At 60.0% G+C, this 24,440-nt stretch carries 24 protein-coding genes and 1 pseudogene; 18 read left to right on the forward strand and 7 right to left on the reverse strand.

Annotated features, from left to right (window positions below; all coding sequences use genetic code 11):
* The first annotated feature begins 212 nt into the window (after positions 1-212).
* The 3 genes and pseudogenes from grcA to FUU19_RS20245 all read left to right on the forward strand — a co-directional run bounded on the left by grcA (position 213) and on the right by FUU19_RS20245 (position 2,491).
* The gene (gene grcA, locus FUU19_RS20235; protein WP_004929114.1) at positions 213-596 is read left to right on the forward strand and encodes an autonomous glycyl radical cofactor GrcA; all 384 of its coding nucleotides are present in this window, start codon (positions 213-215) and stop codon (positions 594-596) included.
* Between the two features lie 183 nt (positions 597-779).
* Complete coding sequence (locus tag FUU19_RS20240) at positions 780-1,742, forward strand: Tle-like phospholipase domain-containing protein (protein WP_025303953.1); 963 nt, start codon at positions 780-782, stop codon at positions 1,740-1,742.
* Positions 1,735-2,491 (forward strand): annotated as a pseudogene (locus FUU19_RS20245) (ankyrin repeat domain-containing protein). Before FUU19_RS20240 ends, FUU19_RS20245 begins: the two are co-directional and overlap by 8 nt.
* A gap of 51 nt (positions 2,492-2,542) precedes the next feature.
* Here the strand turns inward: FUU19_RS20245 and srmB are convergent.
* The gene (gene srmB / locus FUU19_RS20250) at positions 2,543-3,865 is read right to left on the reverse strand and encodes an ATP-dependent RNA helicase SrmB (RefSeq protein WP_141967080.1); all 1,323 of its coding nucleotides are present in this window, start codon (positions 3,863-3,865) and stop codon (positions 2,543-2,545) included.
* Between the two features lie 99 nt (positions 3,866-3,964).
* Between srmB and trmN the strand changes: the two genes are divergently transcribed.
* On the forward strand, positions 3,965-4,744 hold the full coding sequence (trmN, locus tag FUU19_RS20255; protein ID WP_230490017.1) for a tRNA(1)(Val) (adenine(37)-N(6))-methyltransferase TrmN: 780 nt from the start codon (positions 3,965-3,967) through the stop codon (positions 4,742-4,744).
* Positions 4,745-4,782: 38 nt separating this feature from the next.
* Here trmN and nadB read toward each other — a convergent pair whose 3' ends face one another.
* A complete protein-coding gene (gene nadB, locus FUU19_RS20260; RefSeq protein ID WP_230490018.1) occupies positions 4,783-6,384 on the reverse strand; it encodes an L-aspartate oxidase in 1,602 nt (533 codons plus the stop codon).
* 214 nt (positions 6,385-6,598) lie between these two features.
* Here nadB and rpoE point away from each other — a divergent pair, with 214 nt between their 5' ends.
* The 4 genes from rpoE to rseC are packed head-to-tail and all read left to right on the forward strand — an operon-like array spanning position 6,599 to position 9,290.
* The gene (gene rpoE, locus FUU19_RS20265; RefSeq protein ID WP_004929136.1) at positions 6,599-7,174 is read left to right on the forward strand and encodes an RNA polymerase sigma factor RpoE; all 576 of its coding nucleotides are present in this window, start codon (positions 6,599-6,601) and stop codon (positions 7,172-7,174) included.
* A 30-nt stretch (positions 7,175-7,204) separates the two neighbouring features.
* Positions 7,205-7,858, forward strand: a complete 654-nt coding sequence (gene rseA / locus FUU19_RS20270) for an anti-sigma-E factor RseA (RefSeq protein WP_230490019.1) — start codon at positions 7,205-7,207, stop codon at positions 7,856-7,858.
* On the forward strand, positions 7,858-8,814 hold the full coding sequence (rseB, locus tag FUU19_RS20275) for a sigma-E factor regulatory protein RseB (protein WP_141967088.1): 957 nt from the start codon (positions 7,858-7,860) through the stop codon (positions 8,812-8,814). The genes rseA and rseB overlap by 1 nt, the downstream gene beginning before the upstream one ends.
* Positions 8,814-9,290, forward strand: coding sequence for a SoxR-reducing system protein RseC (rseC, locus tag FUU19_RS20280; RefSeq protein ID WP_141967090.1), 477 nt, complete (start codon positions 8,814-8,816; stop codon positions 9,288-9,290). Before rseB ends, rseC begins: the two co-directional genes overlap by 1 nt.
* Here rseC and FUU19_RS20285 read toward each other — a convergent pair.
* The gene (locus tag FUU19_RS20285; protein WP_141967092.1) at positions 9,287-10,123 is read right to left on the reverse strand and encodes a hypothetical protein; all 837 of its coding nucleotides are present in this window, start codon (positions 10,121-10,123) and stop codon (positions 9,287-9,289) included. The two genes, rseC and FUU19_RS20285, sit on opposite strands and share 4 nt — an antisense overlap.
* 519 nt (positions 10,124-10,642) lie before the next feature.
* On the opposite strand from FUU19_RS20285, the gene lepA reads away from it, so the two are divergent.
* The 7 genes from lepA (at position 10,643) to acpS (ending at position 17,194) form a co-directional block, all read left to right on the forward strand.
* Positions 10,643-12,442: a translation elongation factor 4 gene (gene lepA / locus FUU19_RS20290; RefSeq protein ID WP_230490020.1), complete on the forward strand. Its 1,800-nt coding sequence runs from the start codon at positions 10,643-10,645 to the stop codon at positions 12,440-12,442.
* 32 nt (positions 12,443-12,474) lie between these two features.
* The gene (gene lepB, locus FUU19_RS20295) at positions 12,475-13,452 is read left to right on the forward strand and encodes a signal peptidase I (protein WP_033644122.1); all 978 of its coding nucleotides are present in this window, start codon (positions 12,475-12,477) and stop codon (positions 13,450-13,452) included.
* A gap of 235 nt (positions 13,453-13,687) precedes the next feature.
* The gene (rnc, locus tag FUU19_RS20300; RefSeq protein ID WP_004929158.1) at positions 13,688-14,368 is read left to right on the forward strand and encodes a ribonuclease III; all 681 of its coding nucleotides are present in this window, start codon (positions 13,688-13,690) and stop codon (positions 14,366-14,368) included.
* Positions 14,365-15,273 carry a GTPase Era gene (gene era, locus FUU19_RS20305; RefSeq protein WP_025303944.1) on the forward strand — a complete coding sequence of 303 codons (909 nt, stop codon included), beginning with the start codon at positions 14,365-14,367 and terminating at the stop codon, positions 15,271-15,273. Before rnc ends, era begins: the two co-directional genes overlap by 4 nt.
* A 6-nt stretch (positions 15,274-15,279) precedes the next feature.
* Positions 15,280-16,011: a DNA repair protein RecO gene (recO, locus tag FUU19_RS20310; protein ID WP_004929165.1), complete on the forward strand. Its 732-nt coding sequence runs from the start codon at positions 15,280-15,282 to the stop codon at positions 16,009-16,011.
* Positions 16,012-16,082: 71 nt separating this feature from the next.
* The gene (gene pdxJ, locus FUU19_RS20315; protein WP_025303943.1) at positions 16,083-16,814 is read left to right on the forward strand and encodes a pyridoxine 5'-phosphate synthase; all 732 of its coding nucleotides are present in this window, start codon (positions 16,083-16,085) and stop codon (positions 16,812-16,814) included.
* Entirely contained in the window at positions 16,814-17,194 is a 381-nt protein-coding gene (gene acpS / locus FUU19_RS20320) for a holo-ACP synthase (protein WP_019452319.1), read from the forward strand. Before pdxJ ends, acpS begins: the two co-directional genes overlap by 1 nt.
* A gap of 45 nt (positions 17,195-17,239) precedes the next feature.
* On the opposite strand, the gene FUU19_RS20325 is transcribed toward acpS, so the two are convergent.
* The 3 genes from FUU19_RS20325 to FUU19_RS20335 form a co-directional block, all read right to left on the reverse strand.
* Positions 17,240-17,500, reverse strand: coding sequence for a YfhL family 4Fe-4S dicluster ferredoxin (locus FUU19_RS20325; RefSeq protein ID WP_060441116.1), 261 nt, complete (start codon positions 17,498-17,500; stop codon positions 17,240-17,242).
* Positions 17,501-17,591: 91 nt separating this feature from the next.
* Positions 17,592-19,136, reverse strand: coding sequence for a phosphoethanolamine transferase (locus tag FUU19_RS20330; protein ID WP_230490021.1), 1,545 nt, complete (start codon positions 19,134-19,136; stop codon positions 17,592-17,594).
* A gap of 143 nt (positions 19,137-19,279) precedes the next feature.
* Complete coding sequence (locus FUU19_RS20335; protein ID WP_141967166.1) at positions 19,280-20,128, reverse strand: MurR/RpiR family transcriptional regulator; 849 nt, start codon at positions 20,126-20,128, stop codon at positions 19,280-19,282.
* Between the two features lie 167 nt (positions 20,129-20,295).
* Between FUU19_RS20335 and murQ the strand changes: the two genes are divergently transcribed.
* The 3 genes from murQ to yfhb are packed head-to-tail and all read left to right on the forward strand — an operon-like array spanning position 20,296 to position 23,235.
* The gene (gene murQ, locus FUU19_RS20340; RefSeq protein ID WP_230490022.1) at positions 20,296-21,189 is read left to right on the forward strand and encodes an N-acetylmuramic acid 6-phosphate etherase; all 894 of its coding nucleotides are present in this window, start codon (positions 20,296-20,298) and stop codon (positions 21,187-21,189) included.
* A gap of 18 nt (positions 21,190-21,207) precedes the next feature.
* Complete coding sequence (locus FUU19_RS20345) at positions 21,208-22,575, forward strand: PTS transporter subunit EIIC (RefSeq protein ID WP_230490023.1); 1,368 nt, start codon at positions 21,208-21,210, stop codon at positions 22,573-22,575.
* 3 nt (positions 22,576-22,578) lie between these two features.
* Positions 22,579-23,235: a phosphatidylglycerophosphatase C gene (gene yfhb / locus FUU19_RS20350; protein ID WP_202670460.1), complete on the forward strand. Its 657-nt coding sequence runs from the start codon at positions 22,579-22,581 to the stop codon at positions 23,233-23,235.
* Positions 23,236-23,283: 48 nt separating this feature from the next.
* On the opposite strand, the gene FUU19_RS20355 is transcribed toward yfhb, so the two are convergent.
* On the reverse strand, positions 23,284-24,336 hold the full coding sequence (locus tag FUU19_RS20355) for a DUF2157 domain-containing protein (protein ID WP_202670461.1): 1,053 nt from the start codon (positions 24,334-24,336) through the stop codon (positions 23,284-23,286).
* Positions 24,337-24,440 lie beyond the last annotated feature (104 nt).

The following is a 24,440-nucleotide window of genomic DNA, read 5'->3' on the forward strand; positions in this document are numbered from 1 at the left end:
GTTTTTGCCGCAGCGGGAAAATTGATATAAAACATAAATTTGCCCCTTCACGCCCTGTGCCTACCCGGTAAAAATTGACTTTAATCAAGGAACTGGCCCGGTCAGGCTGGTATACAGAACAACAAGACAACAATGGTTTTACCAAATGGCCGAAACCAGAATTGGGTTTTCTCACGACGTGAATTTTTACGCCCTTGTACGGAGGCAACATAATGATTACCGGTATTCAAATTACCAAAGCGAACGACCAGGCGCTGGTGAATTCTTTCTGGCTGCTGGATGATGAAAAAGCGGAAGCTCGCTGCGTGTGCGCCAAGGCCAACTACGCGGAAGATCAGGTTGTCGCGGTGAGCGACCTGGGCCAGATCGAATACCGTGAAGTGCCGCTGGAAATGCAGCCGACCGTGCGCGTGGAAGGCGGTCAGCACCTGAACGTTAACGTGCTGCGTCGCGAAACTCTGGAAGACGCGGTCAAGCACCCGGAAAAATACCCGCAGCTGACCATCCGCGTGTCCGGTTATGCGGTGCGCTTCAACTCTCTGACGCCGGAACAGCAGCGCGACGTTATCGCCCGCACCTTTACCGAAAGCCTGTAATTTGCGGCGCAGTCAATCAGGGAGCTTCGGCTCCCTTTTCTGCGTTTGGCGGCCGAAAACCGAACGCGGATCACATTCTGTACAAAGATAAGCATTTCTAATACAGAACTCATCCGACCTGCCGATAGCTAAATCAGCACCTATTCAGGTGCTCAATAAAAAGTCTATCGACAAGGAGTCGGCATGAGTATGCCTTTAAGTTTTACCTCTGCAGTATCCCCGGTGGCCGCGATCCCTACACCTCGCGCCGCTGCCGAGACGGCGACGGCGGCGCAGCCTGCGGCAGCGCCGGCAAATCCGGCGCCGGTGGCCACCCCTTCTCAGAACACGCTCAATGCGCAGAATCTGTTGAATACGCTGGTCGGCGATATTTCAGCGGCGGCCCCGACGGCGGCGGCAGCGCCGGGCGTGACCCGGGGGCAACAATCGCAGGAAGGTGATTATGCGTTGGCGCTGTTGGCCAAGGACGTTTATTCACTGAACGGCCAGGGCGCTGCCGGGTTCAACCGCCTGAGCGACAGCGCGCTGCTCGGTTTCGGCATCGATCCCGCCAGCCTGCACGACGCGGGCAGCGGTTTCCAGGCCGGGGTTTACAGCAACGACAAGCAGTATGTGTTGGCGTTCGCCGGCACCAACGACTGGCGCGACTGGCTGAGCAACGTGCGGCAGGCGACGGGCTATGACGATGTGCAGTACAATCAGGCGGTTGCCGCTGCCAAAAGCGCCAAGGCGGCCTTCGGCGATGCGCTGGTGATCGCCGGCCATTCGCTTGGCGGTGGTCTGGCGGCCACGGCTGCGCTGGCGACCGGTACCGTCGCGGTCACCTTCAACGCGGCTGGGGTCTCGGATTACACCCTGAATCGCCTGGGTATCGATCCGGCGGCGGCGAAGAAAGATGCCGAAGCCGGCGGCATTCGCCGCTACAGCGAGCAATATGACATGCTGACCAGCACCCAGGAGTCGACCTCGCTGATCCCGGACGCCATCGGCCACAACATCACCCTGGCCAACAACGATACCCTGACCGGTATCGATGACTGGCGGCCGAGCAAGCATCTGGATCGCAGCCTGACGGCGCACGGCATCGACAAGGTGATAAGCTCGATGGCGGAACAAAAGCCGTGGGAGGCGAAGGCCAATGCCTGAAGGGCGTCGCTTGCGGCGGGCGCTGGCGATAGCCTTACTGGCGCTGGTCGCGGTGACCGGTTTACTGATGATGGCTAAGGAGCAACAGATGGGGCAGGAGATTTCGCCGTTTGACGGCCGCAGCAATCTGGCGCTGGCTCAGGCGGTGGCGCGTGGCGATACGCAGGGTATCCGTGCACAGGCCACGCAGGATCGCTTGCGCGAACGGGGCGATCGACAGGTCACGATGTTGCAGTGGGCGGTGCTTTCGCTGCAGCCGGGTAGCGTGCAGGCGTTGCTGGATCTCGGCGCCGACCCGGCGGCGGCGGGGCTGGACGGCAACAGTGCGCTGCACACCGCGGCGATGCTGCAAGACGCGCAGTACCTGCGGCTGTTGCTGGCCGAAGGGGCGCAGGTGAACGTGCGTAATGCCGTTACCGGCGCCACGCCGCTTGCGGCGGCGGTGCTGGCCGGGCGCGAAGAGCAACTGCGGCTGTTGCTGGCGGCCGGGGCGGACACCACCTTGAGCGACCGGCTGGGGGATACCCCGCTGCATCTGGCGGCGAAGATTAACGCGCCGCACCTGGCGCTGCTGCTGGTTGCAGGCCGGGGCCGATGCCCGGGCACGCAACCAGCAGGGCGTCGTGTTCCAGTTTTATTTCTCGCAAACGCCGGCGCATTTGCAGAATGACGAGCTGAAGGTGCAGTTCCGCGAGCTGGACAAATGGCTGCAGGGGCATCGCCTGGCCACGCACTACGCGCAGCAGTAAACGCCCATAAAAAAACCGCCTGTAAAGGCGGTTTTTCTTAGGCAGCGGTGGTTATTCCGCGTCGCCGGCCGGTTTGGCCTTCGCCTGACGGCGTTTGCCGACGTTTTTGGCGTCGCGATGGCGCACTTTCACCTTGGCCTTTTCTTTGTTCTTCGCTTTATCTTCCGCGCGTTTGGCCAGCACTTTCTTCGAGGGCTTGCCGTTGCTCTTCTCGTTCGGCACCTTGGTTTTCGGCCGCAGCTCGTCGATCACGCGTGCTTTCAGCGGCTCGTTCAGGTAACGGCCCACTTTGCCCAGCAGCAGATGGTCGTGCGCTTCCACCAGTGAAATGGCGGTGCCTTTGCGCCCGGCGCGGCCGGTACGGCCGATGCGGTGCAGGTAGGTGTCCGCCGTGCGCGGCATGTCGAAGTTGAACACGTGGGTGATATCGAGGATATCCAGGCCGCGTGCGGCAACGTCGGTGGCGACCAGCACGTTAACCCGGCCATCCATCATGCGTTTGACCGCCTCGTTGCGTTTGGCCTGCACCATTTCGCCTTCGAGATAGCAGGTGTTGATGCCCGCTTCGCGCAGCCAGGTGGCCAGCTCGTGCACGCGCTCGCGTTTGCGCACGAAGATCACCGATTTCTGCACGTCCGGCTGCTGCAGCAGGTGGATCAGCAGCGCGGTTTTGTGCTGCACGTCATCGGCGCGGTAGTACCACTGCAGGATCTTTTTGCGTTCGCGGCGCGACGGATCGGCTTCCACTTCCACCGGCTCTTTCAGGATGCGCTCGGCGAATTCGCGGATCGCTTCGCCTTCCAGCGTGGCGGAGAACAGCAGCGTCTGGTTGCGCCAGCGGGTTTCGGCGGAGATGGTTTCGATGTCCTGCGCGAAGCCCATGTCGAGCATGCGGTCGGCTTCGTCGAGGATCAGGGTTTCCACCGCGCGGCAGTCGAAGTTCTCTTCTTTAATGTATTGCAGCAAACGGCCGGTGGTGGCGACCACCACGTCCTGGTTTTCGCTGAACACTTCCGCGTGGTTCATGTAAGCGACGCCGCCGGTGATGGTGGCGATATCCAGCGAGGTATGAGCAGCCAGTTCACGCGCCTGGTCGGCGACCTGCATCGCCAGTTCCCGCGTTGGCGTCAGGATCAGTACGCGCGGCGGGCCGGATTTTTTGCGTGGAAAGTCCAGCAGGTGCTGCAACACGGGCAGCAGGAAGGCGGCGGTTTTGCCGGTGCCGGTCGGAGCCGAACCTAAGACGTCGCGCCCGTCCATTGCCGGCGGGATCGCTTCGGCCTGAATAGCGGTGGGGCGATCGTAGCCTTTGTCGCGCAGCGCGTCGATCAGGCGATCATCGAGTTCGAGTTCGGAAAAAGTGGTTGCTGTCATGGTCTACCTCTACTTGGGGCGCCGATTATAGACGGGTTGGCCGCGATCTTCACCTATTTAAGCGGAAAGCCGCTCTTTTCCCGTCGATCAGATTGCCTTATGCTACGCCAGTTTTATAGCCAGGTGGTGAGTGTGAGCAAGCGATCGAAAGCCGATTTTACCCCGCGTCGCGGGGGTTTTACCTTTAAACAATTCTTTGTCGCCCACGATCGTTGCGCCATGAAAGTGGGCACCGACGGGGTGTTGCTCGGCGCCTGGGCGCCGCTGGGGCAGGGGCGCCGGGTGCTGGACATCGGCAGCGGCAGCGGGCTGATCGCGCTGATGCTGGCGCAGCGCAGCGGCGACGAGGTGACGGTCGACGCGGTGGAGCTGGACGAGGCCGCCGCCGGCCAGGCGCGCGAAAACGCGGCGGAATCGCCGTGGCCGCAGCGCATCCGCGTGCATGCGCAGGATATTCATCATTATGCGCAGCAACATGCCGCTGAGTATGATCTGATCGTCAGTAATCCGCCTTATTTCGAGCCGGCGGTGGCCTGCCGTGACCAGGCGCGCCACAACGCGCGCTACACCGAAACCCTGACGCACGATGCGCTGTTGGCCTGCGCGGCGCAGCTGCTGGCGGAACAGGGGACGTTCTGCGTGGTGCTGCCGCACGACGTTGGCGCCGAATTCGAACGCCTGGCGCTGCAAAGCGGCTGGCATACGGCGGCGAAAGTGAACGTCAGCGACCGGGCCGATACGCCGCTGCACCGGGTGCTGCTGGCGCTGACGCGGCGGGAAACGCCGCTGCAGGAGCAGGCGCTGGCGATCAAACAGGCCGATGGCAGCTATACCGACGATTTCCGCCGATTGATCACCGACTTCTACCTGTTTTACTGAAAAGAAAAGGGCGCCGATAAGGCGCCCTGTCGCAGAATTTAAGGCTGCAAAATGGTCGGCAGCGCTTCCGGCAGCAAATCCGGGTAGTCCAGCGTGTAGTGCAGGCCGCGGCTCTCTTTGCGCGCCATGGCGCTGCGCACGATAAGCTCGGCCACCTGCACCAGATTGCGCAGCTCCAGCAGGTTGTTGGAGATGCGGAAGTGCGCGTAGTACTCGTCGATTTCCGCCTGCAGCGTGTTGATGCGGCGCAGGGCGCGCTCCAGCCGCTTGGTGGTGCGCACGATGCCGACGTAATCCCACATGAACAGCCGCAGCTCGTGCCAGTTGTGCTGAATCACCACCCGTTCGTCCGCATCATCCACCCGGCTTTCATCCCAGTGCGGCACCTGTTTGGCCTGCTGGATGAATGGCAGGCGCTGCAGAATGTCTTCCGCTGCCGACCAACCGTACACCAGGCACTCCAGCAGCGAATTCGACGCCATGCGGTTGGCGCCGTGCAGGCCGGTATAGCTGACTTCGCCGATGGCGTACAGCCCGTCGAGATCGGTGCGGCCGTGCTGATCGACCATCACGCCGCCGCAGGTGTAGTGCGCCGCCGGGACGATCGGGATCGGCTGCCGGGTCAGATCGAAGCCCAGCGTCAGCAGCTTCTCGTGGATCATCGGGAAGTGCTGGGTGATGAATTCCGCCGGCTTGTGGCTGATATCCAGATACATGCAGTCGGCACCCAGGCGCTTCATTTCATGGTCGATGGCGCGGGCGACGATATCGCGCGGGGCCAGTTCGCCGCGCGGGTCGACATCCGGCATAAAGCGGCTGCCGTCCGGGCGCTTCAGGTAAGCCCCTTCGCCGCGCAGCGCTTCGGTCAGCAAAAAGTTGCGCGCCTGCGGATGGAACAGGCAGGTCGGGTGGAACTGGTTGAACTCCAGGTTGGCGACCCGGCAGCCGGCGCGCCAGGCCATGGCGATGCCGTCGCCGGAGGAGATATCGGGGTTGGTGGTGTATTGATACACCTTGGCCGCGCCGCCGGTCGCCAGCACCACCGTTTTGGCGCGGTAGGTTTCCACCCGCTCCAGCTCGCGGTTCCAGACGTAAACGCCCACTACTCGGCGGGTGCCCGGCAGGCCGATTTTATTCGAGGTGATAAGGTCAACCGCGTTGCGGCGCTCCATCACGCAAATATTGGGGTGAGCGCTTGCTTTCCCCACCAGCGTGGTCTCTACTTCCTTACCGGTCGCGTCCGCGGCGTGCAGGATGCGGCGATGGCTGTGGCCGCCTTCGCGCGTGAGGTGATAATGCGCCTCGCCCTGCGCGTTGATCTCGGTGTCGAACAGCACGCCCTGATCGATCAGCCACTGCACGCAGTGGCGCGCGTTGCCGGCGATGAATTCGACGGCCTCTTTGTCACACAGGCCGGCACCGGCAATCAAAGTGTCATCAACGTGTGAGGCAATGCTGTCCGTCTCATCGAACACCGCGGCGATCCCGCCCTGGGCGTAAAAGGTGGCGCCCTCGCTGAGCGGCCCCTTGCTGAGAACGGTAACCTTGCAATGCTGCGCCAGGCGCAGCGCCAGTGACAGGCCCGCAGCGCCGCTGCCGACGATCAGTACATCGCTAACATGTTCAGATGATGGTTGCATAACGTATGATGTGTGCAGAAGAAGAGTGAATTTCATGTTAGCCTAACTGTCCGGGCAAAAGCCACGGATAGGGTGACATCAACAGAAAAAACAATGGCGATATGGAACTTCGTGTTCTATATGAACTCCAAGCGAGTGCTTGCTCAGGAAAATAATGTATGGCTGGCAGTACAATTTTACGCGTGGAGACGGATTTGGGGAGAGTTTACCTCGGATGAGCGAGCAGTTAACGGATCAAGTTCTGGTCGAGCGGGTCCAAAAGGGCGATCAGAAATCGTTTAACCTACTGGTAGTGCGCTATCAGCATAAGGTGGCGAGTCTCGTTTCCCGCTATGTGCCGCAGGGCGATGTGCCCGATGTGGTGCAGGAGTCGTTTATCAAGGCCTATCGCGCACTGGAATCGTTCCGTGGCGACAGCGCTTTTTATACCTGGTTGTATCGAATCGCCGTGAACACGGCAAAGAATTATCTGGTTGCTCAGGGGCGCCGTCCGCCATCCAGTGATGTGGACGCCAACGATGCGGAAAATTACGAAAGTGCGGGCGCACTGAAAGAAATTTCGAACCCTGAGAACTTAATGTTGTCAGAAGAGCTGAGACAGATAGTTTTCCGTACCATTGAGTCGCTCCCTGAGGATCTTCGCATGGCGATTACTCTGCGGGAGTTGGATGGGCTAAGCTACGAAGAGATAGCCGCCATCATGGATTGCCCGGTCGGAACCGTACGTTCGCGTATTTTCCGCGCCCGGGAAGCTATCGATAATAAAGTTCAACCGCTGATCCAGCGTTAGCAATGGCGGGCACAGGAAGGGTACTTAGGCATGCAGAAAGAAAAGCTTTCCGCTCTGATGGATGGTGAATCGTTCGACAGCGAGCTGTTGAGTTCTCTGTCGCAAGATCGAACGCTTCAACAAAGCTGGCAGAGCTATCACCTGATACGTGACACACTGCGAGGTGATGTCGGGCAAGTGATGCATCTCGACATCACCGATCGCGTAGCCGCTGCACTTGAGAAAGAACCTGCCCGGCTGGTGCCTTCTGCCGTTCAGGAATCTCAGCCGCAGCCTCACACCTGGCAGAAAATGCCGTTCTGGGACAAAGTGCGTCCTTGGGCGAGCCAGATTACGCAAATCGGTATGGCGGCCTGCGTGTCGCTGGCGGTGATCGTCGGCGTACAGCACTACAACCAGCCCGCTGCGCAATTGAATGCCTCCGAATCGCCGGCCTTTACCACGCTGCCGATCATGGGCCAGGCCTCACCGGTCAGCCTGGGCGTTCCGGCCGACAGCTTCTCCACCGGCAGCGGCCAACAGCAGCAGGTACAGGAACAGCGCAAGCGTATCAACGCCATGCTGCAGGACTATGAACTGCAACGTCGCCTGCATTCGGATCAGCTGCAGCTTGAGCAAAGCAACCCGCAACAGGCTGCCATTCAGGTTCCCGGAACTCAGTCTTTAGGAATGCAACAGCAGTAATGAAGCCAATCTGGTTCTCCGTTTGTTTATTGACGGGCAGCCTGCTCTATTCCAGCATCGCCCCGGCGCAGCCAACTGCGTCCGGGGCGTTATTGCAACAGATGAGCAGCGCCAGCCGTTCTCTCAATTACGAGCTCGCCTACATCAGCATCAGCAAGCAGGGAATCGAGTCGTTGCGCTATCGCCATGCGGTGATCGGCAACGTGCCGCTCGGCCAGCTGTTGCATATGGACGGCCCGCGCCGCGAAGTGTTGCAGCGCGGCGGCGGGATCAGCTACTTCGAGCCTGGCCTGGAGCCGTTCACGCTTACCGGCGATCACATCGTCGATGCGCTGCCGGCGATCGTCTATGCCGATTTCACCCGTCTGGCCAAGTATTACGACTTCATCTCCGTGGGCAGCACCCGCATTGCCGATCGGCCGTGTGAAGTGCTGCGCGTGGTGGCGCGCGACGGTTCACGCTACAGCTACATCGTCTGGATGGACGAGGACACCAAGCTGCCGCTGCGGGTGGATCTGCTCGATCGCGACGGTGAAACGCTGGAGCAGTATCGGGTGATCTCCTTCGCGGTCGGTGCTGACGTGCAGGGCGCGATGCAGGGGCTGCTCAAAGCCAACTTGCCACCGCTGCTGTCGCTGCCGGCGGTGGAAAACGTCCAACTGAGCTGGAGCACCGGCTGGCTGCCGGCCGGGGTGGACGAGGTGGCGCGCAATCGCCGCAAATTACCAAACGTTGCCGTGCCGGTCGAATCCCGGCTCTACAGCGACGGCCTGTTCAGCTTCTCGGTCAACGTTAGCCCGGCGGGCAGCGGAGCCGGGCAGCAGTACTACCGTCAGGGGCGCCGCACCATTCAGACCGAAGTGCGCGCGGGCAACGAAATCACTATTGTGGGCGAATTGCCGCCGGCTACGGCCAAGCGCATCGCCGACAGCATTTCTTTCAAGGTATCGCCGTAATGATGAAAGAGTGGGCCACGGTGGTTTCGTGGCAACAGGGCGTAGCGCTGCTGCGCTGTGAACCCAAGGCCGGCTGCGGCAGCTGCACCGCACGCTCCGGCTGCGGCGCACGCGCGTTGAACGAACTGGTGCCGGAAACCGAGCATCAGCTGCAGGTGCATATCGATCAGCCGCTCGAACCGGGGCAGCGCGTCGAGGTCGGCATCGCGGAAGGCAGCCTGCTGCGCTCCGCCATGCTGGTTTACCTGACGCCGCTGCTGGGCATGATGTTGGGCGGCACCTTGCTGCAATATTGTTTCGGCAGCGACGCCTCGGCGGCGATCGGCGCCGTGCTGGGCGGCGGGGTGGCCTTTATGCTGGCGCGCCGGTTGGCCCGGCATTTGGGCGAGCAGGCCGATTACCAGCCGGTGGTGCTGCAGATTGGGTTGCCGCCTACCGCGATGCGCATGCAGGCGGAAAACTCCCCGCTGATTTAAACCGACGGCCGCGTCATCGCCGGGTTGTGATAGGCGGGGATGCGGTTGTGGATCATATGCTCCAACAGCGCGATGAACAGATCGGCGCTGAGCAGCGAATCGTCGCTGATGGCGAACAGCACATTTCCCTGGCCGTCGAGCAAGCGGATGCCGCGCTGTGGATGATTTTCCAATGCGCGGATCTGTTCGATGGGTACGTTTCCCCGTTCAGTGGTCAGCAAGGTGGCGCTCAGCCGCAGCGTTTCCGTCGGCGTGCCTTGCCGCTTGCCCAGCAGCAGCTGCCAGAGCCAGCGTGCATTGCCCTCAACGGTGTGAAACGACACCGTTTCCCCTTGATAGAGTGCATTCAACGCCAATGGCCCGCGTTGCTGCAGCTGTTGATCGACGATCACGTCCGCCAGCCGCCAGGAATGGGCGACATTGCTGAAAACCGTGCACCAGGGCTGATCTGCGCCGGCGCGGAACGCCGTAACGTCAAACAGCCCGCCAAAAGCCTTACCGCCACGAAAGCGATAGATATCGCCAATTTTCTCAAACGGGATGAAACGCTCTTTGTGATGATGGTCGTCAAAGACCCGCACGCCGTGCTCGTACAGGCGATAGGTTAGCGTCGGGCGCAGATAATGCCGCAGCGCCAGTAGCGTACAGCCGAGTAAAATCGTGCCTGCGCCGGCCTGCAACAGCGTGATGACCTCGCTCTCGTCAATGCTGCTCAGCAGCGGCAGCACCAACAGCGCGGCCCCCACGCTAAACAGCAGCGCCGCCGCCGCCAGAATGCCCCAGTTGACCTTCGAAAAATCGTGCCGGCTCAGCATTTGCCCTTTATCGATCATAATGCACCTTCCAATCAACGTACGCAGATATGCTGGTGAACCCCGGTGGGCTGCCGATGTTGTGCCCTGAATAATGTTTTGTCGCGGAGTTCATGTCCTTTCTATCCGAGGCGAGGTGGTGGCGTATATGGGGTTTTTCCTAAAGGAAGTGAGGCAAAATGGAATTCTAAGAGGTTGATCCAAATATTCTTTTTCGATAATTTCAGAAGGGGTTTATTGCGCTGCGGCCGGTTATGTATTAGCACCGGAGTTTGATGGCCACGGAGCACCGGCAAGCCTCGGGTTCAGGCTGTATTGTCCGCGTTAACATCTGTTTTCACCCGCCGGGGCGACCTGTAACATTTAGCGGCGCATAATAGAATGCCTTCACTGCACCGATCGCTAGGTTTTCAGTGGTGTGGCATGTAGAATGCAGCGATTCAGGTGCAAGACGGCCTCACCCATTCACTGTCGCTTTAGGTCCATGCGGGTTTCTATAGGCGAGTAATTCAGAAATACCAAGGCAGAAAAACTTTTATAATGAAGCATATACGAAATTTCTCCATTATTGCCCATATTGACCACGGTAAGTCGACGCTGTCTGACCGCATTATCCAAATCTGCGGTGGCTTGTCCGACCGTGAAATGGCTGCGCAGGTGCTCGATTCCATGGATCTGGAGCGCGAGCGCGGCATCACCATCAAGGCGCAGAGCGTAACGCTGGATTATAAAGCGCTGGATGGGCAGACCTATCAGCTTAACTTTATCGACACCCCTGGCCACGTTGACTTCTCCTATGAAGTCTCCCGCTCGCTGGCGGCCTGCGAAGGCGCGCTGCTGGTGGTGGACGCCGGTCAGGGCGTAGAAGCCCAGACGCTGGCCAACTGCTACACCGCGATCGAAATGGATCTGGAAGTGGTGCCGGTGTTGAACAAAATCGACCTGCCGGCCGCCGATCCGGATCGCGCCGCGCAGGAAATTGAAGACATCGTCGGCATCGACGCTACCGATGCGGTGCGCTGCTCGGCCAAAACCGGCGTCGGCGTGCCCGAGGTACTGGAGCGTCTGGTGCGCGACATTCCTGCGCCGCAGGGCGATCCGGATGCGCCGCTGCAGGCGCTGATCATCGACTCCTGGTTCGATAACTACCTGGGCGTCGTGTCTCTGGTGCGCGTCAAGAACGGCACGCTGCGCAAGGGCGAAAAGATCAAGGTCATGAGCACCGGCCAGGTGTATAACGCCGATCGTTTGGGTATCTTCACGCCGAAGCAGGTCGATCGCGACGTGCTGAACTGCGGCGAAGTGGGCTGGCTGGTCTGTGCGATCAAAGACATCCTCGGCGCGCCGGTGGGCGATACCCTGACGCAGGCGCGTCAGCCGGCGGATAAAGCGCTGCCGGGCTTTAAGAAAGTGAAGCCGCAGGTGTACGCCGGTCTGTTCCCAATCAGCTCCGACGACTATGAATCTTTCCGTGATGCGCTGGGCAAGCTGAGCCTTAACGACGCGTCCCTGTTCTACGAGCCGGAAAGCTCCACCGCGTTGGGCTTCGGCTTCCGCTGCGGCTTCCTCGGTCTGCTGCACATGGAGATCATTCAGGAACGTCTGGAGCGTGAATACGATCTGGATCTGATCACCACCGCGCCGACGGTAGTCTACGAAGTGGAAACCACCGGCAAAGAAGTGATCTACGTCGACAGCCCGTCCAAGCTGCCGCCGCTGAACAACATCCAGGAACTGCGCGAGCCGATCGCCGAATGTCACATGCTGATGCCGCAGGAATACCTGGGCAACGTCATCACCCTGTGCGTTGAGAAACGCGGCGTGCAGACCAACATGGTTTACCACGGCAACCAGGTGGCGTTGACCTATGAAATCCCGATGGCGGAAGTGGTGCTCGACTTCTTCGACCGCCTGAAGTCCACGTCGCGCGGCTATGCGTCGCTGGATTACAACTTCAAGCGCTTCCAGGCTTCCGACATGGTGCGCGTGGACGTGCTGATCAACAACGAGCGCGTGGATGCGCTGGCGCTGATCACCCACCGCGATAATTCGCAGTACCGCGGCCGTGAGCTGGTGGAGAAGATGAAAGAGCTGATCCCGCGTCAGCAGTTCGACATCGCGATTCAGGCGGCGATCGGCACGCACATCATCGCGCGTTCCACCGTGAAGCAATTGCGTAAAAACGTGCTGGCGAAATGCTACGGCGGTGACGTCAGCCGTAAGAAAAAGCTGCTGCAGAAACAGAAAGACGGTAAGAAACGCATGAAGCAGGTCGGCAACGTCGAGCTGCCGCAGGAAGCGTTCCTGGCCATTCTGCACGTCGGTAAAGACGGCAAGTAACCGCGACGAGTTCGCGAAACGAGGGAGTTTGCATGGCGAATATGTTTGCCCTGATCCTGGCGTTGGCCACCCTGGTCACCGGGATCATCTGGTGCTTCGAGCGCTTTAAATGGGCGCCGGCCCGCCGCGCGAAGATCGCGGCGGTCAACGAACAGACCGCGGGCGCCGTAGACGATAAAACGCTGGCGAAAGTGGCAAAGCAGCCTGGTTGGGTAGAGACTGGCGCATCGGTGTTCCCGGTGCTGTTGCTGGTCTTTGTGGTGCGTTCGTTTATTTACGAACCGTTCCAGATCCCGTCCGGATCAATGATGCCGACGCTGTTGATTGGCGATTTCATTCTGGTGGAGAAATATGCCTACGGCATTAAAGATCCGATTACCCAGACCACGCTCATTGAAACCGGCCATCCGAAGCGCGGCGATATTGCGGTATTTAAATATCCGCTGGATCCGAAACTGGATTATATCAAGCGCGTGATTGGCCTACCGGGCGATCGTATTACTTACGATCCAGTGAATAAGCGCGTTACGGTGCAGCCGTCCTGCAACAGCGGGCAGTCCTGCGATACCGCGTTGGCGGTGACCTACGCGGACGCGCAGCCGAGCGACTTCGTGCAGTTGTTCAGCCGTAGCGGCATGGGCGAGGCCAGCAACGGCTTCTACCAGATCCCGCTGAACGACAACGTGCCTCAAGGCGGCATTCGTCTGCGTGAGCGTCAGGAGAGCCTGGGCAACGTGACGCACCGTATCCTGACCGTGCCGGGTACGCAGGATCAGGTGGGCGCTTACTACCAACAGCCGGGCAAACCGCTGGCGGAGTGGGTGGTGCCGGCCGGGCATTACTTCATGATGGGCGACAACCGCGACAACAGCGCGGACAGCCGTTACTGGGGCTTTGTGCCGGAGAAGAATCTGGTGGGTAAAGCCACGGCCATCTGGATGAGCTTTGAAAAGCAGGAAGGTGAGTGGCCTACCGGCGTACGTTTCAGCCGGATCGGCGGCATTCATTAATCGCTGACTTATTCTCTGTCTATTTCACGCCGCAGCCTACTGCGGCGTGAAAGATTAAGGGGATATAAACACAGCATTATGTTTCCACTCGTTGTAGAATACTTTCTCGAGCGATAAAAAGTTGGCTCCTGCTGGGAGCCACTGCAAACGAAACAGCTTTGGATCGGCTTTCGGCGAAGCAGGCCTGTTCCGTATGCTGCAAGTTTTTGACGCATTCTTGATCTATTGGTAACTCATGAACCCCATCGTAATAAACAGGCTGCAGCGGAAGCTGGGCTACACTTTTCAACAGCAGGAGCTTTTACTGCAGGCTTTGACTCACCGCAGCGCCAGCAGTAAACACAATGAACGTCTTGAGTTTCTGGGTGACTCGATTCTGAGCTTTGTCATCGCCAATGCGCTCTATCATCGCTTTCCTCGCGTAGACGAGGGCGATATGAGCCGCATGCGCGCCACGCTGGTGCGCGGCAACACGCTGGCGGAGATGGCGCGCGAGTTTGACCTGGGCGAATGTCTGCGGCTTGGGCCAGGCGAATTGAAAAGTGGTGGGTTCCGCCGCGAGTCAATCCTGGCGGATACGGTGGAGGCATTGATCGGCGGCGTGTTCCTGGATAGCGACATCCAGACCGTCGAGCGGCTGATTTTGGACTGGTATCGAAGCCGGTTGGACGAAATCAGCCCCGGTGATAAGCAGAAAGACCCGAAAACCCGTTTGCAGGAATTTTTGCAGGGGCGTCATCTGCCGTTGCCTTCTTATTTGGTGGTGCAGGTTCGCGGTGAAGCGCACGACCAAGAGTTTACCATCCACTGCCAGGTGAGTGGTTTGAGCGAGCCCGTGGTGGGCACCGGCTCGAGCCGCCGTAAAGCCGAGCAGGCGGCAGCGGAACAAGCGCTGAAAAAGCTGGAGCTTGAATGAGTGAAGTAAAACAACACTGCGGTTTTATCGCCATCGTCGGCCGCCCGAACGTGGGCAAATCGACGTTGCTGAACCAACTGCTGGGGCAGAAGGTTTCCATTACGTCGCGTAAGCCGCAGACGACCCGTCACCGCATCATGGGCATCGACACCGATGGCGCTTATCAGGCGATCTACGTCGACACCCCTGGGCTGCACATCGAAGAAAAACGCGCCATCAACCGTTTGATGAACCGCGCGGCCAGCAGCTCGATCGGCGACGTCGAACTGGTGATCTTCGTGGTCGAAGGCACCAACTGGACCGCCGACGACGAAATGGTGGTCAACAAGCTGCGCAGCCTGCGCTGCCCGGTATTGCTGGCGATCAACAAGGTCGATAACGTCACCGACAAATCCAAGCTGTTGCCGCACATCGCGTTCCTCAGCCAGCAGATGAATTTCCTCGACGTGGTGCCTATCTCCGCCGAGAAAGGGATGAACGTTGACACCATCGCCGGCATCGTGCGCAAGCTGCTGCCGGAAGCTGAGCACCACTTCCCGGAAGACTACATCACCGATCGCTCCCAGCGCTTTATGGCCTCCGAGATCATCCGTGAGAAGCTGATGCGTTTCCTGGGTGAAGAGCTGCCCTATTCGGTGACGGTAGAAATCGAACAGTTCGTGGCTAACGATCGCGGTGGCTACGATGTGCACGGCCTGATCCTGGTCGAACGCGAAGGCCAGAAGAAAATGGTCATCGGCAACAAAGGCGCCAAGATCAAAACCATCGGCATTGAAGCGCGCCAGGACATGGAAAAAATGTTCGACGCCAAAGTGCATCTGGAGCTGTGGGTGAAAGTGAAATCCGGTTGGGCGGACGACGAACGTGCGCTGCGCAGCCTGGGCTATGTTGACGATCTGAAGTAACGATCCGTGGACGGCTGGGAGCGCGCTTTCGTCCTGCATGGGCGGCCGTACAGTGAAACCAGTCTGATGCTGGATCTGTTTACCGAAGGTCATGGGCGGGTGCGCTTGCTGGCGAAAGGCGCGCGCAGCCGCCGCTCCAATCTGAAGGGTTGCCTGCAGCCCTTTACCCCCCTGTTAGTGCGCTGGGGCGGCCGCGGCGAAGTGAAAACGCTGCGCAACGCCGAAGCGGTCTCTCTCGGTTTACCCCTCAGCGGCATGATGCTTTACAGCGGCCTGTACGTGAACGAACTGCTGGCGCGCGTGCTGGAGCAGGAAACCAACTACTCGGTGCTGTTCTTCGACTATCTGCAATGCCTGCAGGCGCTGGCGGCGGAAGACAGCTCGCCGGAACAGGCGCTGCGTCAGTTCGAGCTGGCCTTGCTGCACCACCTGGGTTACGGCCTCGATTTCCTGCACTGCGCCGGCAGCGGCCTGCCGGTGGATGATGCCATGACCTATCGTTACCGCGAAGAGAAAGGCTTTATCGCCAGCCTGGTGGTGGATCACTACAGCTTCACCGGGCGCGAACTGCGCGCGCTGGCGGAGCGGCAGTTTCCCGATGCCGAGACGCTGCGCGCCGCCAAGCGTTTCACCCGCATGGCGCTGAAACCCTACCTCGGCGGCAAGCCGTTGAAGAGCCGCGAACTGTTCCGCCAGTTCGTGCGCAAACAGCCGAATACGCCGGTCGACGACGCCTGACCTTTTCCCCTTTTGCCGCCCTGCGCCCGCGTGTAAACTGCTGGCACTGAAAATCGTATTTAGAGGTTGTCATGGCTGATTTGCTGCTGGGCGTCAATATCGATCACATCGCCACGTTACGTAACGCGCGCGGAACCCAATACCCGGATCCGGTTCAGGCGGCATTCATTGCCGAACAGGCGGGGGCCGACGGCATTACCGTGCATCTGCGCGAAGACCGCCGCCACATCACCGACCGCGACGTGCGCCTGCTGCGCCAGACCATCCAGACGCGTATGAATCTGGAGATGGCGGTGACCGACGAGATGCTGGATATCGCCATTGAGCTGAAGCCGCATTTCTGCTGCCTGGTGCCGGAAAAGCGCGAAGAAGTGACCACCGAAGGCGGCCTGGACGTCGCCGGCCAGCTGGACAAAATGAGCGTGGCGGTTGAGCGCCTGGCGCAGGCGGGCATTCTGGTCTCGCTGTTCATCGATCCCGATCATCGCCAGATCGACGCGGCGGTGGCGGTGGGCGCCCCTTATATCGAGATCCACACCGGTGCCTACGCCGAAGCGCAGGGCGAGCTGGCGGTACAGGCCGAGCTGCGCCGCATCGCGGTAGCCGCCGCCTACGCGGCCGAGAAGGGGCTGAAGGTCAACGCCGGCCACGGCCTGACCTACCACAACGTGCAGCCGATTGCCGCGCTGCCGGAAATGCACGAGCTGAACATCGGCCATGCGATTATCGGCCAGGCGGTGATGAGCGGGCTGCCGGCCGCGGTTGCCGACATGAAAGTGCTGATGCGGGAAGCGCGCCGGTAATGGCGGTGCTCGGGCTGGGTACCGACATCGTCGAGATGGCGCGTATCGAAGCGGTGGTTGAGCGCAGCGGCGATCGTCTGGCGCGCCGCGTGCTGAGCGACGCCGAGTGGGCGCTGTATCAGCAGCACCAGCAGCCGATTCGCTTTCTGGCCAAACGTTTCGCCGTGAAAGAGGCCGCCGCCAAGGCGTTCGGCACCGGCATTCGCAACGGCCTGGCGTTCAATCAGTTCGAAGTGTTCAACGATGCGTTGGGCAAGCCGAATATTCGTTTGCACGGCCGCGCCGCCGAGCTGGCCGGGGAGATGGGGGTCGCCGCGATCCACGTTTCGCTGGCCGACGAACGGCGCTACGCCTGCGCGACGGTGATCGTCGAAAGCTGAAAATAGAAAGGGCGCCTGTGGCGCCCTTGTCAGTCCTGCGGCGGATTAAATACGATCGGCGTGGTGCAGCACCACGAACTTGTCCCACAGCTGTTCGTTGCTCTCGCGATGCTGCGGATCGGTGATGATGGTATTGTCGATCGGGCAAACCTGCTGACAGGTCGGCGTATCATAATGGCCGATGCACTCGGTACAGCGATCGGTATCGATCTGATAAATCTCATCGCCCATCGAAATCGCCTGGTTCGGGCATTCCGGCTCGCACATGTCGCAGTTGATGCATTTCTTGGTAATCAGCAGTGCCATTGTCAGTTATCTTTCCATCGGTGTGCTCGGGCTGGCGCGCAATCTATCATAGAATCGCCGCGCAACGGGCGTTTTTTCGTCATCTTACCGCTTAGGGTAACTCAGGCGGGTCGTCAGCCAACTGATCGAAATCAACCATTCTTTGCCCATCAAACACCCAGCGCTTGTCTGTATCCGCCATGCGCAGGGTGGGCATCATATCCGGATAGGCAACCCGTATTCCCGCCTCTTGAGCAAACAGCCCGATAAAATCGAACGCGCTCAAGGGATCATCAATGATCTGGTGCTGTTGGTCGCGATCGCTCAGTACCAGCAACGGCACCTGGTAATTCTGCCGGGTATCGCCGCTGTGGCGCAGAGAACGTATGCCGCCGATATCCTTATGGGAAAGACCGTGATCGGAGAAATAGAACAGTTTAAACGGCGCGCCGGTCTGTTTCAGACTGTGATAAACCTGCTCGATAAAACGGTCAGTCTTGCGATAGGTAGAGAGGTAGCAGGCCAGCTCCTTATTCGGCGACTCGACGCTCGGCGGTTCGCCGTTAAGCCGCTCGCAAAAGTCGGCGTGCGAGCCCATCAGATGCAGCACATACAGGTTGCCTTGCCCCTGGCGGCTCAATAGTTGGTCAAATATCGGCAGCAGCGCATCATCATCGGTGTTGCGCGATTGATAGTCGCCTTTCTTCAGGAAGTAATAGCTATCGCTGAACATGGCGATTTTTGATACCGGCGTATCGAATTGCCCGAACATGCCCTGATTGGACAGCCAGTGGGTATTGAGGCCGGCGGCTTTTGCCAGCGTGATGAGATTATCCCCGAGGGCAATGCTGTGGCCGTTGCTTAAAGCCAGCGTGCGGGGGAGCGATTCGAACGTATTCGGCGCGGTGGAAATATAATTGCTGTAAAACCGCCCTTTGGCATTATCCAAAAACGGTGTAGTGGACACCGGATAACCAAATAAGGACATATGATCCCTGCGCATACTTTCGCCGACGATAATGACATAGTTTTCATTCGTCGGTGCGCTTGCGGTTATTGACCAAGTGTCCGGTGCTGAAGCGCCGGCACTTAATTCATCAACCTGCTGTTGGTATTGATGGTAAGCTGAGTAGATGGATAAAAAGAAGTCAGGCAATTTAAGATTCGCCACGCCGCCATTGAAGGTTCTGACGATAATGATAACCATGAGCAGGGCTAGCATGGGAAGTATGGTTTGTTTTGAAATGGCTTGCCGCCAAATAAATAGGCTGAGAATGGCCAGCATAACCAGAATGGCGGCAGGCAGCAGATAACAACTGGTCGGCAGGGTCTGCAAGAACTCCGTCGCTTCTATGAGGTTGGTTTGCAACAGGGCGGACATCACGGCAGCGGAAGGGGTGCCGTAAATAGCTCCGACCGGCGCATACAACGCACACAGCAGAATAAACGGAATAATCAGGCCGTATCGGGTAACCGAATGGATAGATAATAATAGTAAAATAAGTGCAATAAAAAGAATATCAATGCCTTTTCCACCGCTGTATCCCATCGCCTTGATTAGAATCAATGCAGTAATGACATAGAGCAAAAAGGCACGCAAAGTCGGATGAGTCACGGAATATCGCAACTTATCTAAAATAACAGTGTGTGTATTCATAATGGTATCGTTAAATAATGCTGTCCATGCACGCTCAATTGTTGATCGATAATTGAGCAGGTCACCACCCGTACATTACTTTTCGAATGCAAAGAAGGGAAATAATTGAACTGGCGGCGTTTTATCGGCCGCCATTATACGCCTCAAACCAACTTTTTCATTAACTGTTCGCTGTGCTTGATGCGGTCGCGGGCATGATCGAGATCGTGTTGGATCAGCGCCATAAACAGCAGATCGGTGAGAGCGTACTGGGCCGTGCTGGAAGAGATGGCCGCGCTGCGGGTGTGGGGCTCTTCGGCGATGGTATAGAGGCAGTGGTCCGCGCGCTGCTGCAGGCCGTTGGGAGAGAAGCTGGTCAGCGCCAGCACTCTGGCGCCGGCCTGGCGCGCCTCTTCCGCCGCCAGATTGATTTCACGCCGTTCGCCGCTGAAGGAGATAGCCAGCAGCAGATCGCGCTTATCCAGCGCCTGCACCGCCGCCAGCTGAACGTGCATGTCCGCTTCGGCCACCGCCATCACGCCGATTTTCAGCAGTTTGAAGGAAAAATCCTTGGCCACCAACCCGGAAGCGCCGATGCCGATCAGCATCACCCGGCGCGCCTGACGCAGCATGTCCAGCGCCTGATGCAGCCGCTCTTCGCTGTTGATGTCCAGCGTCGCGCGCAGCGCCGCCTGCTTTTCCGCCAGCAGTTTTTCACCGACGATTTTCAGCGTGTCGCTGCTGAGGATGTGGTTGTGAACGGTCACTACCGGTTCGGCCTGCGGCTGGGCCAGCGTCTCGCTCAGCGCCAGCTTCAGCGCCGGGAAACCTTTATAGCCCAGCTTTTGGGCGAACTTGACCACGCTCGACTGGCTGATGCCGGCCAGCTGGGCCAGCTTTTGTGAGCTGAGATGGCGCGCCTGCTCGGCGTTATTCAGCAGAAAATCCGCCAGTTTGCGGTCGTTTTGCGCCAGTGTCGGATACATCTGGCGAATGCGCAGAAGGGTACTCATTGTTCTTTCCCTGGAAACCAGCGGCTATTTTGCCACGCAGAGGGCGAAAACGCGCGGTGAAAATTTTTGTGAGCTCGTCGTTAAAATAACAAATAGCGCTCGCTTTGTTGAATAAAATATTCAAATATTGATTTAATTTTGTGAATTAAAAATTCAAAGGTGAACAGATGAACTTAGGCGCACTGGTATCGGAAACCCGCAACCCGGCCACCATGGGGCTGGATGAGATGTCGACGCTGGACATGGTCCGCTGCTTTAACCAGGAAGACCGCAAGGTGCCGGAGGCGATTGAAAAGGTGCTGCCGGCGATTGCGCAGGCGGTCGATTTGGCTGCGGCGGCGTTGAAGGCCGGTGGGCGGCTGATTTATCTGGGCGCCGGTACCAGCGGCCGCCTGGGCGTGCTGGATGCTTCCGAGTGCCCGCCGACCTTCGGCGTGCCGCACGGCGTGGTGGTGGGGCTGATCGCCGGCGGGCCGGGCGCGCTGCTCAAAGCGGTGGAGGGGGCGGAAGACGACGATGCCCTGGGCGAAGCCGATCTCCGGGCGCTGAACCTCACCGCCGTCGATATGGTGGTGGGGCTGGCGGCCTCCGGGCGCACGCCTTATGTGATTGGCGCACTGCGCTATGCGCGCGGGCTGGGCTGCCCGACGGCGGCCATCTCCTGCAACCCGGATTCGCCGATCGCGCATGAAGCGCAGGTGGCGATCTCGCCGGTGGTGGGGCCGGAGGCCCTGACCGGCTCGACGCGCCTGAAATCCGGCACCGCACAGAAACTGGTGCTCAACATGCTGTCGACCGGCGCGATGGTCAAGCTGGGCAAGGTCTACCAGAACCTGATGGTGGATGTGAAGGCCACCAACGTCAAACTGGTGGATCGCGCCTGCCGCATCGTGGTGGAGGCCACCGGTGCCGAACGCGCTCAGGCGGAGGCGGCGCTGGCGCAGACCGACTTTGAGGTTAAACCGGCGATCCTGATGATTTTGGCCGGCGTCAGCGCCGAAGAGGCGCAGCAGCGGCTGCAGCGGCACGATGGCTACCTGCGCGCGGCGCTGGCGCGTTAATTCACGGTGGGGGCGGCGATGGACAAGACAACGGCATTGGCGACACAGATCCTGGCGGGTGTGGGGGGCGAGGGCAATATCCTCAAACTGGAGAACTGCATGACGCGGGTGCGCGTCGAGGTCAGCGACGAGCAGCGTCTGGATCTGACCGCCCTCAAGCAGCTGCCCGGCGTGAAAGGCTATATCAAACAGGGTGAGCAGCATCAGTTTATCGTCGGCCCAGGCGCCGCCGCCAAGGTGGTGGACGCCATGCGCGCCTTGCTGAGCGGCAGCGCGCAGCCCGTCGTCGCCGTCGGTGATGCGGCGCGCACCAAGGCGCAGGCCAAGCAAAAATACGCTGCGCCGATGAGCGGCGCGCTGAAAAAGCTGGCCGATGTCTTTATTCCGCTGATCCCGGCGTTTATCGCCTCGGGGCTGATCACCGGCATCATTAACCTGCTGAAACGGCCTGACATCGCCGGCCAGCTGGCGGTGGACTACCCGAACGTGCTGGGGCTGTTGGCAATCTTCGGCAGCGCGGTGTTCGCCATCATGAACATTTTGGTCGGGGTCAACGCCGCGCGGGTATTCGGCGGTTCTCAGGCGATGGGCGGCGTGATGGCCGGCATTCTCTCCAGCCCGGCGCTGGCGCAGATTACCTTGTTCGGCGAGGCGTTGCAGCCGGGGCGCGGCGGAGTGATCGCCGTGCTGCTGGTGGTGGCGTTGATGTGCTGGGTGGAGAAACGCCTGCGCACGCTGCTGCCGGAGTCGGTCGAACTGATCCTTAACCCTCTGCTGACCACGCTGGTCACCGCCTCGCTGGCGATCCTGATTCTGCAGCCGATCGGGGGGATTATTTCCGACGCCATCGCCCACGGCGCCAATCTGGCGATCGACAAGGGCGGGCTGCTGGTGGGAGCGCTGCTCTCGGGGCTGTTCCTGCCGCTGGTGCTCTCCGGCCTGCATCAGGGGCTGGTGCCGATCCACGTCGAGCTGGTGCAGGCGCACGGTTCCAACCCGCTGCTGCCGATCCTGGCGATGGCCGGCGTCGGTCAAGTGGGGGCGGCGCTGGCGGTGCTGTTGAAAACCCGCAACGCGCGGCTGAAGAAGGTGATCAAAGGGGCGTTGCCGGTCGGCATTCTCGGCATCGGCGAGCCGCTGATCTTCGGGGTGACGCTGCCGCTGGGCCGGCCGTTTATCGGCGCCTGCCTCGGCGGTGCGGTCGGCGGTGCGCTCATCAGCTACTGGAAGGTGGCGACGGTCATCACCTTCGGCATTTCGGGACTGCCTTTGGCGTTGACCATCGTCTCAGGTAAGGTGATGTTGTATCTGGCGGGGATGCTGATTACGATTATCGCCGGTTTTCTCTTCACCTGGATGATGGGGTTCAACGATCCCGAGGAGTAGCGTTTGAGCGACAAGCAGCAACCATCGGCCGCAGAGGGGCGCCGCGTGGTCTTTTTCGATCTGGACGGCACCCTGCATCAGGAGGATATGTTCGGCAGTTTCTTGCGCTTTCTGCTGCGCCGTTTGCCGCTGAACCTGTTGCTGGTGATACCGCTGCTGCTGCCGATCGGCCTGGCGCTGCTGCTGCTGGGGCGCGCCGCGCGTTGGCCGATGAGCCTGCTGCTGTGGGCGATCACTTTCGGGCGTTCCGAAGCGACGCTGAAGGCGTTGGAGCGGCAGTTTATCGAGGCCTTTCGCCAGAAGGTGACCGCATTTCCGGTGGTGCAAATGCGGTTGCGGCAGTACCTGGAGGAGCACGATGCCGAAGTGTGGCTGATTACCGGCTCGCCGGAACGGCTGGTGGAGCAGGTGTATCGCGATTCGGCGTTTCTGCCGCGGGTGCGGTTGATCGGCAGTCGCATCACGCGCCGCTGCGGCGGTTGGGTCTTGACCCTGCGTTGCCTGGGGGAGCAGAAAGTGGTGCAGCTGGAGCAACGGCTCGGTGCGCCGCTGAAGCTATACAGCGGTTACAGCGACAGTAAGCAGGATAATCCGCTGCTGTTCTTTTGCGAGCACCGCTGGCGGGTAAGCAAGCAGGGCGAGCTGCAACAGCTGGAATAAATCAAGGGCGGGGGATCCCGCCCTTATTGCTTTTTGTCGGTACCGCGATCAGTCGTCGGTCACGTCGTGCGGCTTGCGCCCCAGCTGCCAAATCTTCTCCGCATAATGCCCCAGCGCCCACAGGCTCAGGCCGAGCAGCACGAAGAAAACCGCCTTCGGCATGCTGTCCCAGAAAAACTCGAACAGACGGGTATACAGGTTAATGCCGAGGAAGGTCAGCCCGAAGCCGCGCAGCATGGTGTCGTCATGCTTCAACCCCAGCCAGATGGCGGCGAGGGCAGCCAGCCCGAACAGCAGGCTCCAGTGGAACAGCTCGATCTGGCGCGCGCTGTACCAGCTGTCGAGATCGCCGTAGTTGCCGAAGATAGACAGCAGCCACAGGGCGATAAACAGGTACAGCAGGCCCATCGCCAGCGACACCCGCTGCAGACCGCGCTGCGCCAACAGCGGCCGCAGCAGCAACGCGGCGGCGATCAGCACTGCACCAAAGGCGATAAAGCGAATCGGGTAGCTCATGCCGAGCCAGTAGGCCCCCCAACCGGACAGGTAACCGGTCTCGGCGCCGAAGGCGTTGCCGAGCGACAGCAGGGCGAACCACCACACCAGCCCGGAGCGGCTGAACCAGCCGATCGCGCCGTACAGCAGCGCGGCGAACAGCAGCAGCACGGAAACCCGGCCGCTGCCGTTATCCAGCCAGACCCCCAACTGCCATAAGGCGCAGGCGGTAAGCAACACGGCGACAAACAGCGCCGCCTCGTTGCCGTAGCGTTTTTCCGGGTGGCGCCGGCGGCGACGCAGCGCCCAGACGTAGGCCAGCGCCGCCAGTACGCCGGCGATCGCCATGCGCACCGGCGCGTCGAAGCGGAACAGTCCGCTGAGCCATGCAAGCAGTTCGCTGTCGGCGAACAGGCTGGTGACGGCGATCAGCAGCGAGGCCAGCGCGGCGAGAAACGCATAGCGCGCCAGCCGCCGCCAGTCGAAAGGCTGCACGTCCACATGCTGCAGCAGTTGCTGCCGTTGTTCGGGCGTCAAGGCGCCTTCCCCAACCCAGCCGTCCAGCGCCTTGCGCACCACGGTGGCGTTCTTTTTACTGAGTTTCATGCTTCTTGTCCCTGAATCACACGCTGATTTGGCCAGTATAGCCATTGGCGGGCGGCTACGACAAAGGGAGGCTAGTGTGTATAATGCCCGCCGCAAAAGCGCAC

Origin of the sequence: Serratia montpellierensis, assembly GCF_020858655.1 — a bacterium.
Taxonomy (GTDB): Bacteria; Pseudomonadota; Gammaproteobacteria; order Enterobacterales; family Enterobacteriaceae; genus Serratia; species Serratia montpellierensis.

Coding starts and splice junctions, on each gene's coding strand:
- lepA (WP_230490020.1), top strand. CDS start 10,643: ATGAAGCATATACGAAATTTCTCCATTATTGCCCATATTGACCACGGT.
- FUU19_RS20330 (WP_230490021.1), bottom strand. CDS start 19,136: ATGAATACACACACTGTTATTTTAGATAAGTTGCGATATTCCGTGACT.
- lepB (WP_033644122.1), top strand. CDS start 12,475: ATGGCGAATATGTTTGCCCTGATCCTGGCGTTGGCCACCCTGGTCACC.
- rnc (WP_004929158.1), top strand. CDS start 13,688: ATGAACCCCATCGTAATAAACAGGCTGCAGCGGAAGCTGGGCTACACT.
- pdxJ (WP_025303943.1), top strand. CDS start 16,083: ATGGCTGATTTGCTGCTGGGCGTCAATATCGATCACATCGCCACGTTA.
- trmN (WP_230490017.1), top strand. CDS start 3,965: ATGCTACGCCAGTTTTATAGCCAGGTGGTGAGTGTGAGCAAGCGATCG.
- FUU19_RS20240 (WP_025303953.1), top strand. CDS start 780: ATGAGTATGCCTTTAAGTTTTACCTCTGCAGTATCCCCGGTGGCCGCG.
- rseC (WP_141967090.1), top strand. CDS start 8,814: ATGATGAAAGAGTGGGCCACGGTGGTTTCGTGGCAACAGGGCGTAGCG.
- FUU19_RS20335 (WP_141967166.1), bottom strand. CDS start 20,128: ATGAGTACCCTTCTGCGCATTCGCCAGATGTATCCGACACTGGCGCAA.
- murQ (WP_230490022.1), top strand. CDS start 20,296: ATGAACTTAGGCGCACTGGTATCGGAAACCCGCAACCCGGCCACCATG.
- nadB (WP_230490018.1), bottom strand. CDS start 6,384: ATGCAACCATCATCTGAACATGTTAGCGATGTACTGATCGTCGGCAGC.
- era (WP_025303944.1), top strand. CDS start 14,365: ATGAGTGAAGTAAAACAACACTGCGGTTTTATCGCCATCGTCGGCCGC.
- FUU19_RS20325 (WP_060441116.1), bottom strand. CDS start 17,500: ATGGCACTGCTGATTACCAAGAAATGCATCAACTGCGACATGTGCGAG.
- FUU19_RS20355 (WP_202670461.1), bottom strand. CDS start 24,336: ATGAAACTCAGTAAAAAGAACGCCACCGTGGTGCGCAAGGCGCTGGAC.
- rpoE (WP_004929136.1), top strand. CDS start 6,599: ATGAGCGAGCAGTTAACGGATCAAGTTCTGGTCGAGCGGGTCCAAAAG.
- rseA (WP_230490019.1), top strand. CDS start 7,205: ATGCAGAAAGAAAAGCTTTCCGCTCTGATGGATGGTGAATCGTTCGAC.
- FUU19_RS20345 (WP_230490023.1), top strand. CDS start 21,208: ATGGACAAGACAACGGCATTGGCGACACAGATCCTGGCGGGTGTGGGG.
- FUU19_RS20285 (WP_141967092.1), bottom strand. CDS start 10,123: ATGATCGATAAAGGGCAAATGCTGAGCCGGCACGATTTTTCGAAGGTC.
- grcA (WP_004929114.1), top strand. CDS start 213: ATGATTACCGGTATTCAAATTACCAAAGCGAACGACCAGGCGCTGGTG.
- acpS (WP_019452319.1), top strand. CDS start 16,814: ATGGCGGTGCTCGGGCTGGGTACCGACATCGTCGAGATGGCGCGTATC.
- srmB (WP_141967080.1), bottom strand. CDS start 3,865: ATGACAGCAACCACTTTTTCCGAACTCGAACTCGATGATCGCCTGATC.
- rseB (WP_141967088.1), top strand. CDS start 7,858: ATGAAGCCAATCTGGTTCTCCGTTTGTTTATTGACGGGCAGCCTGCTC.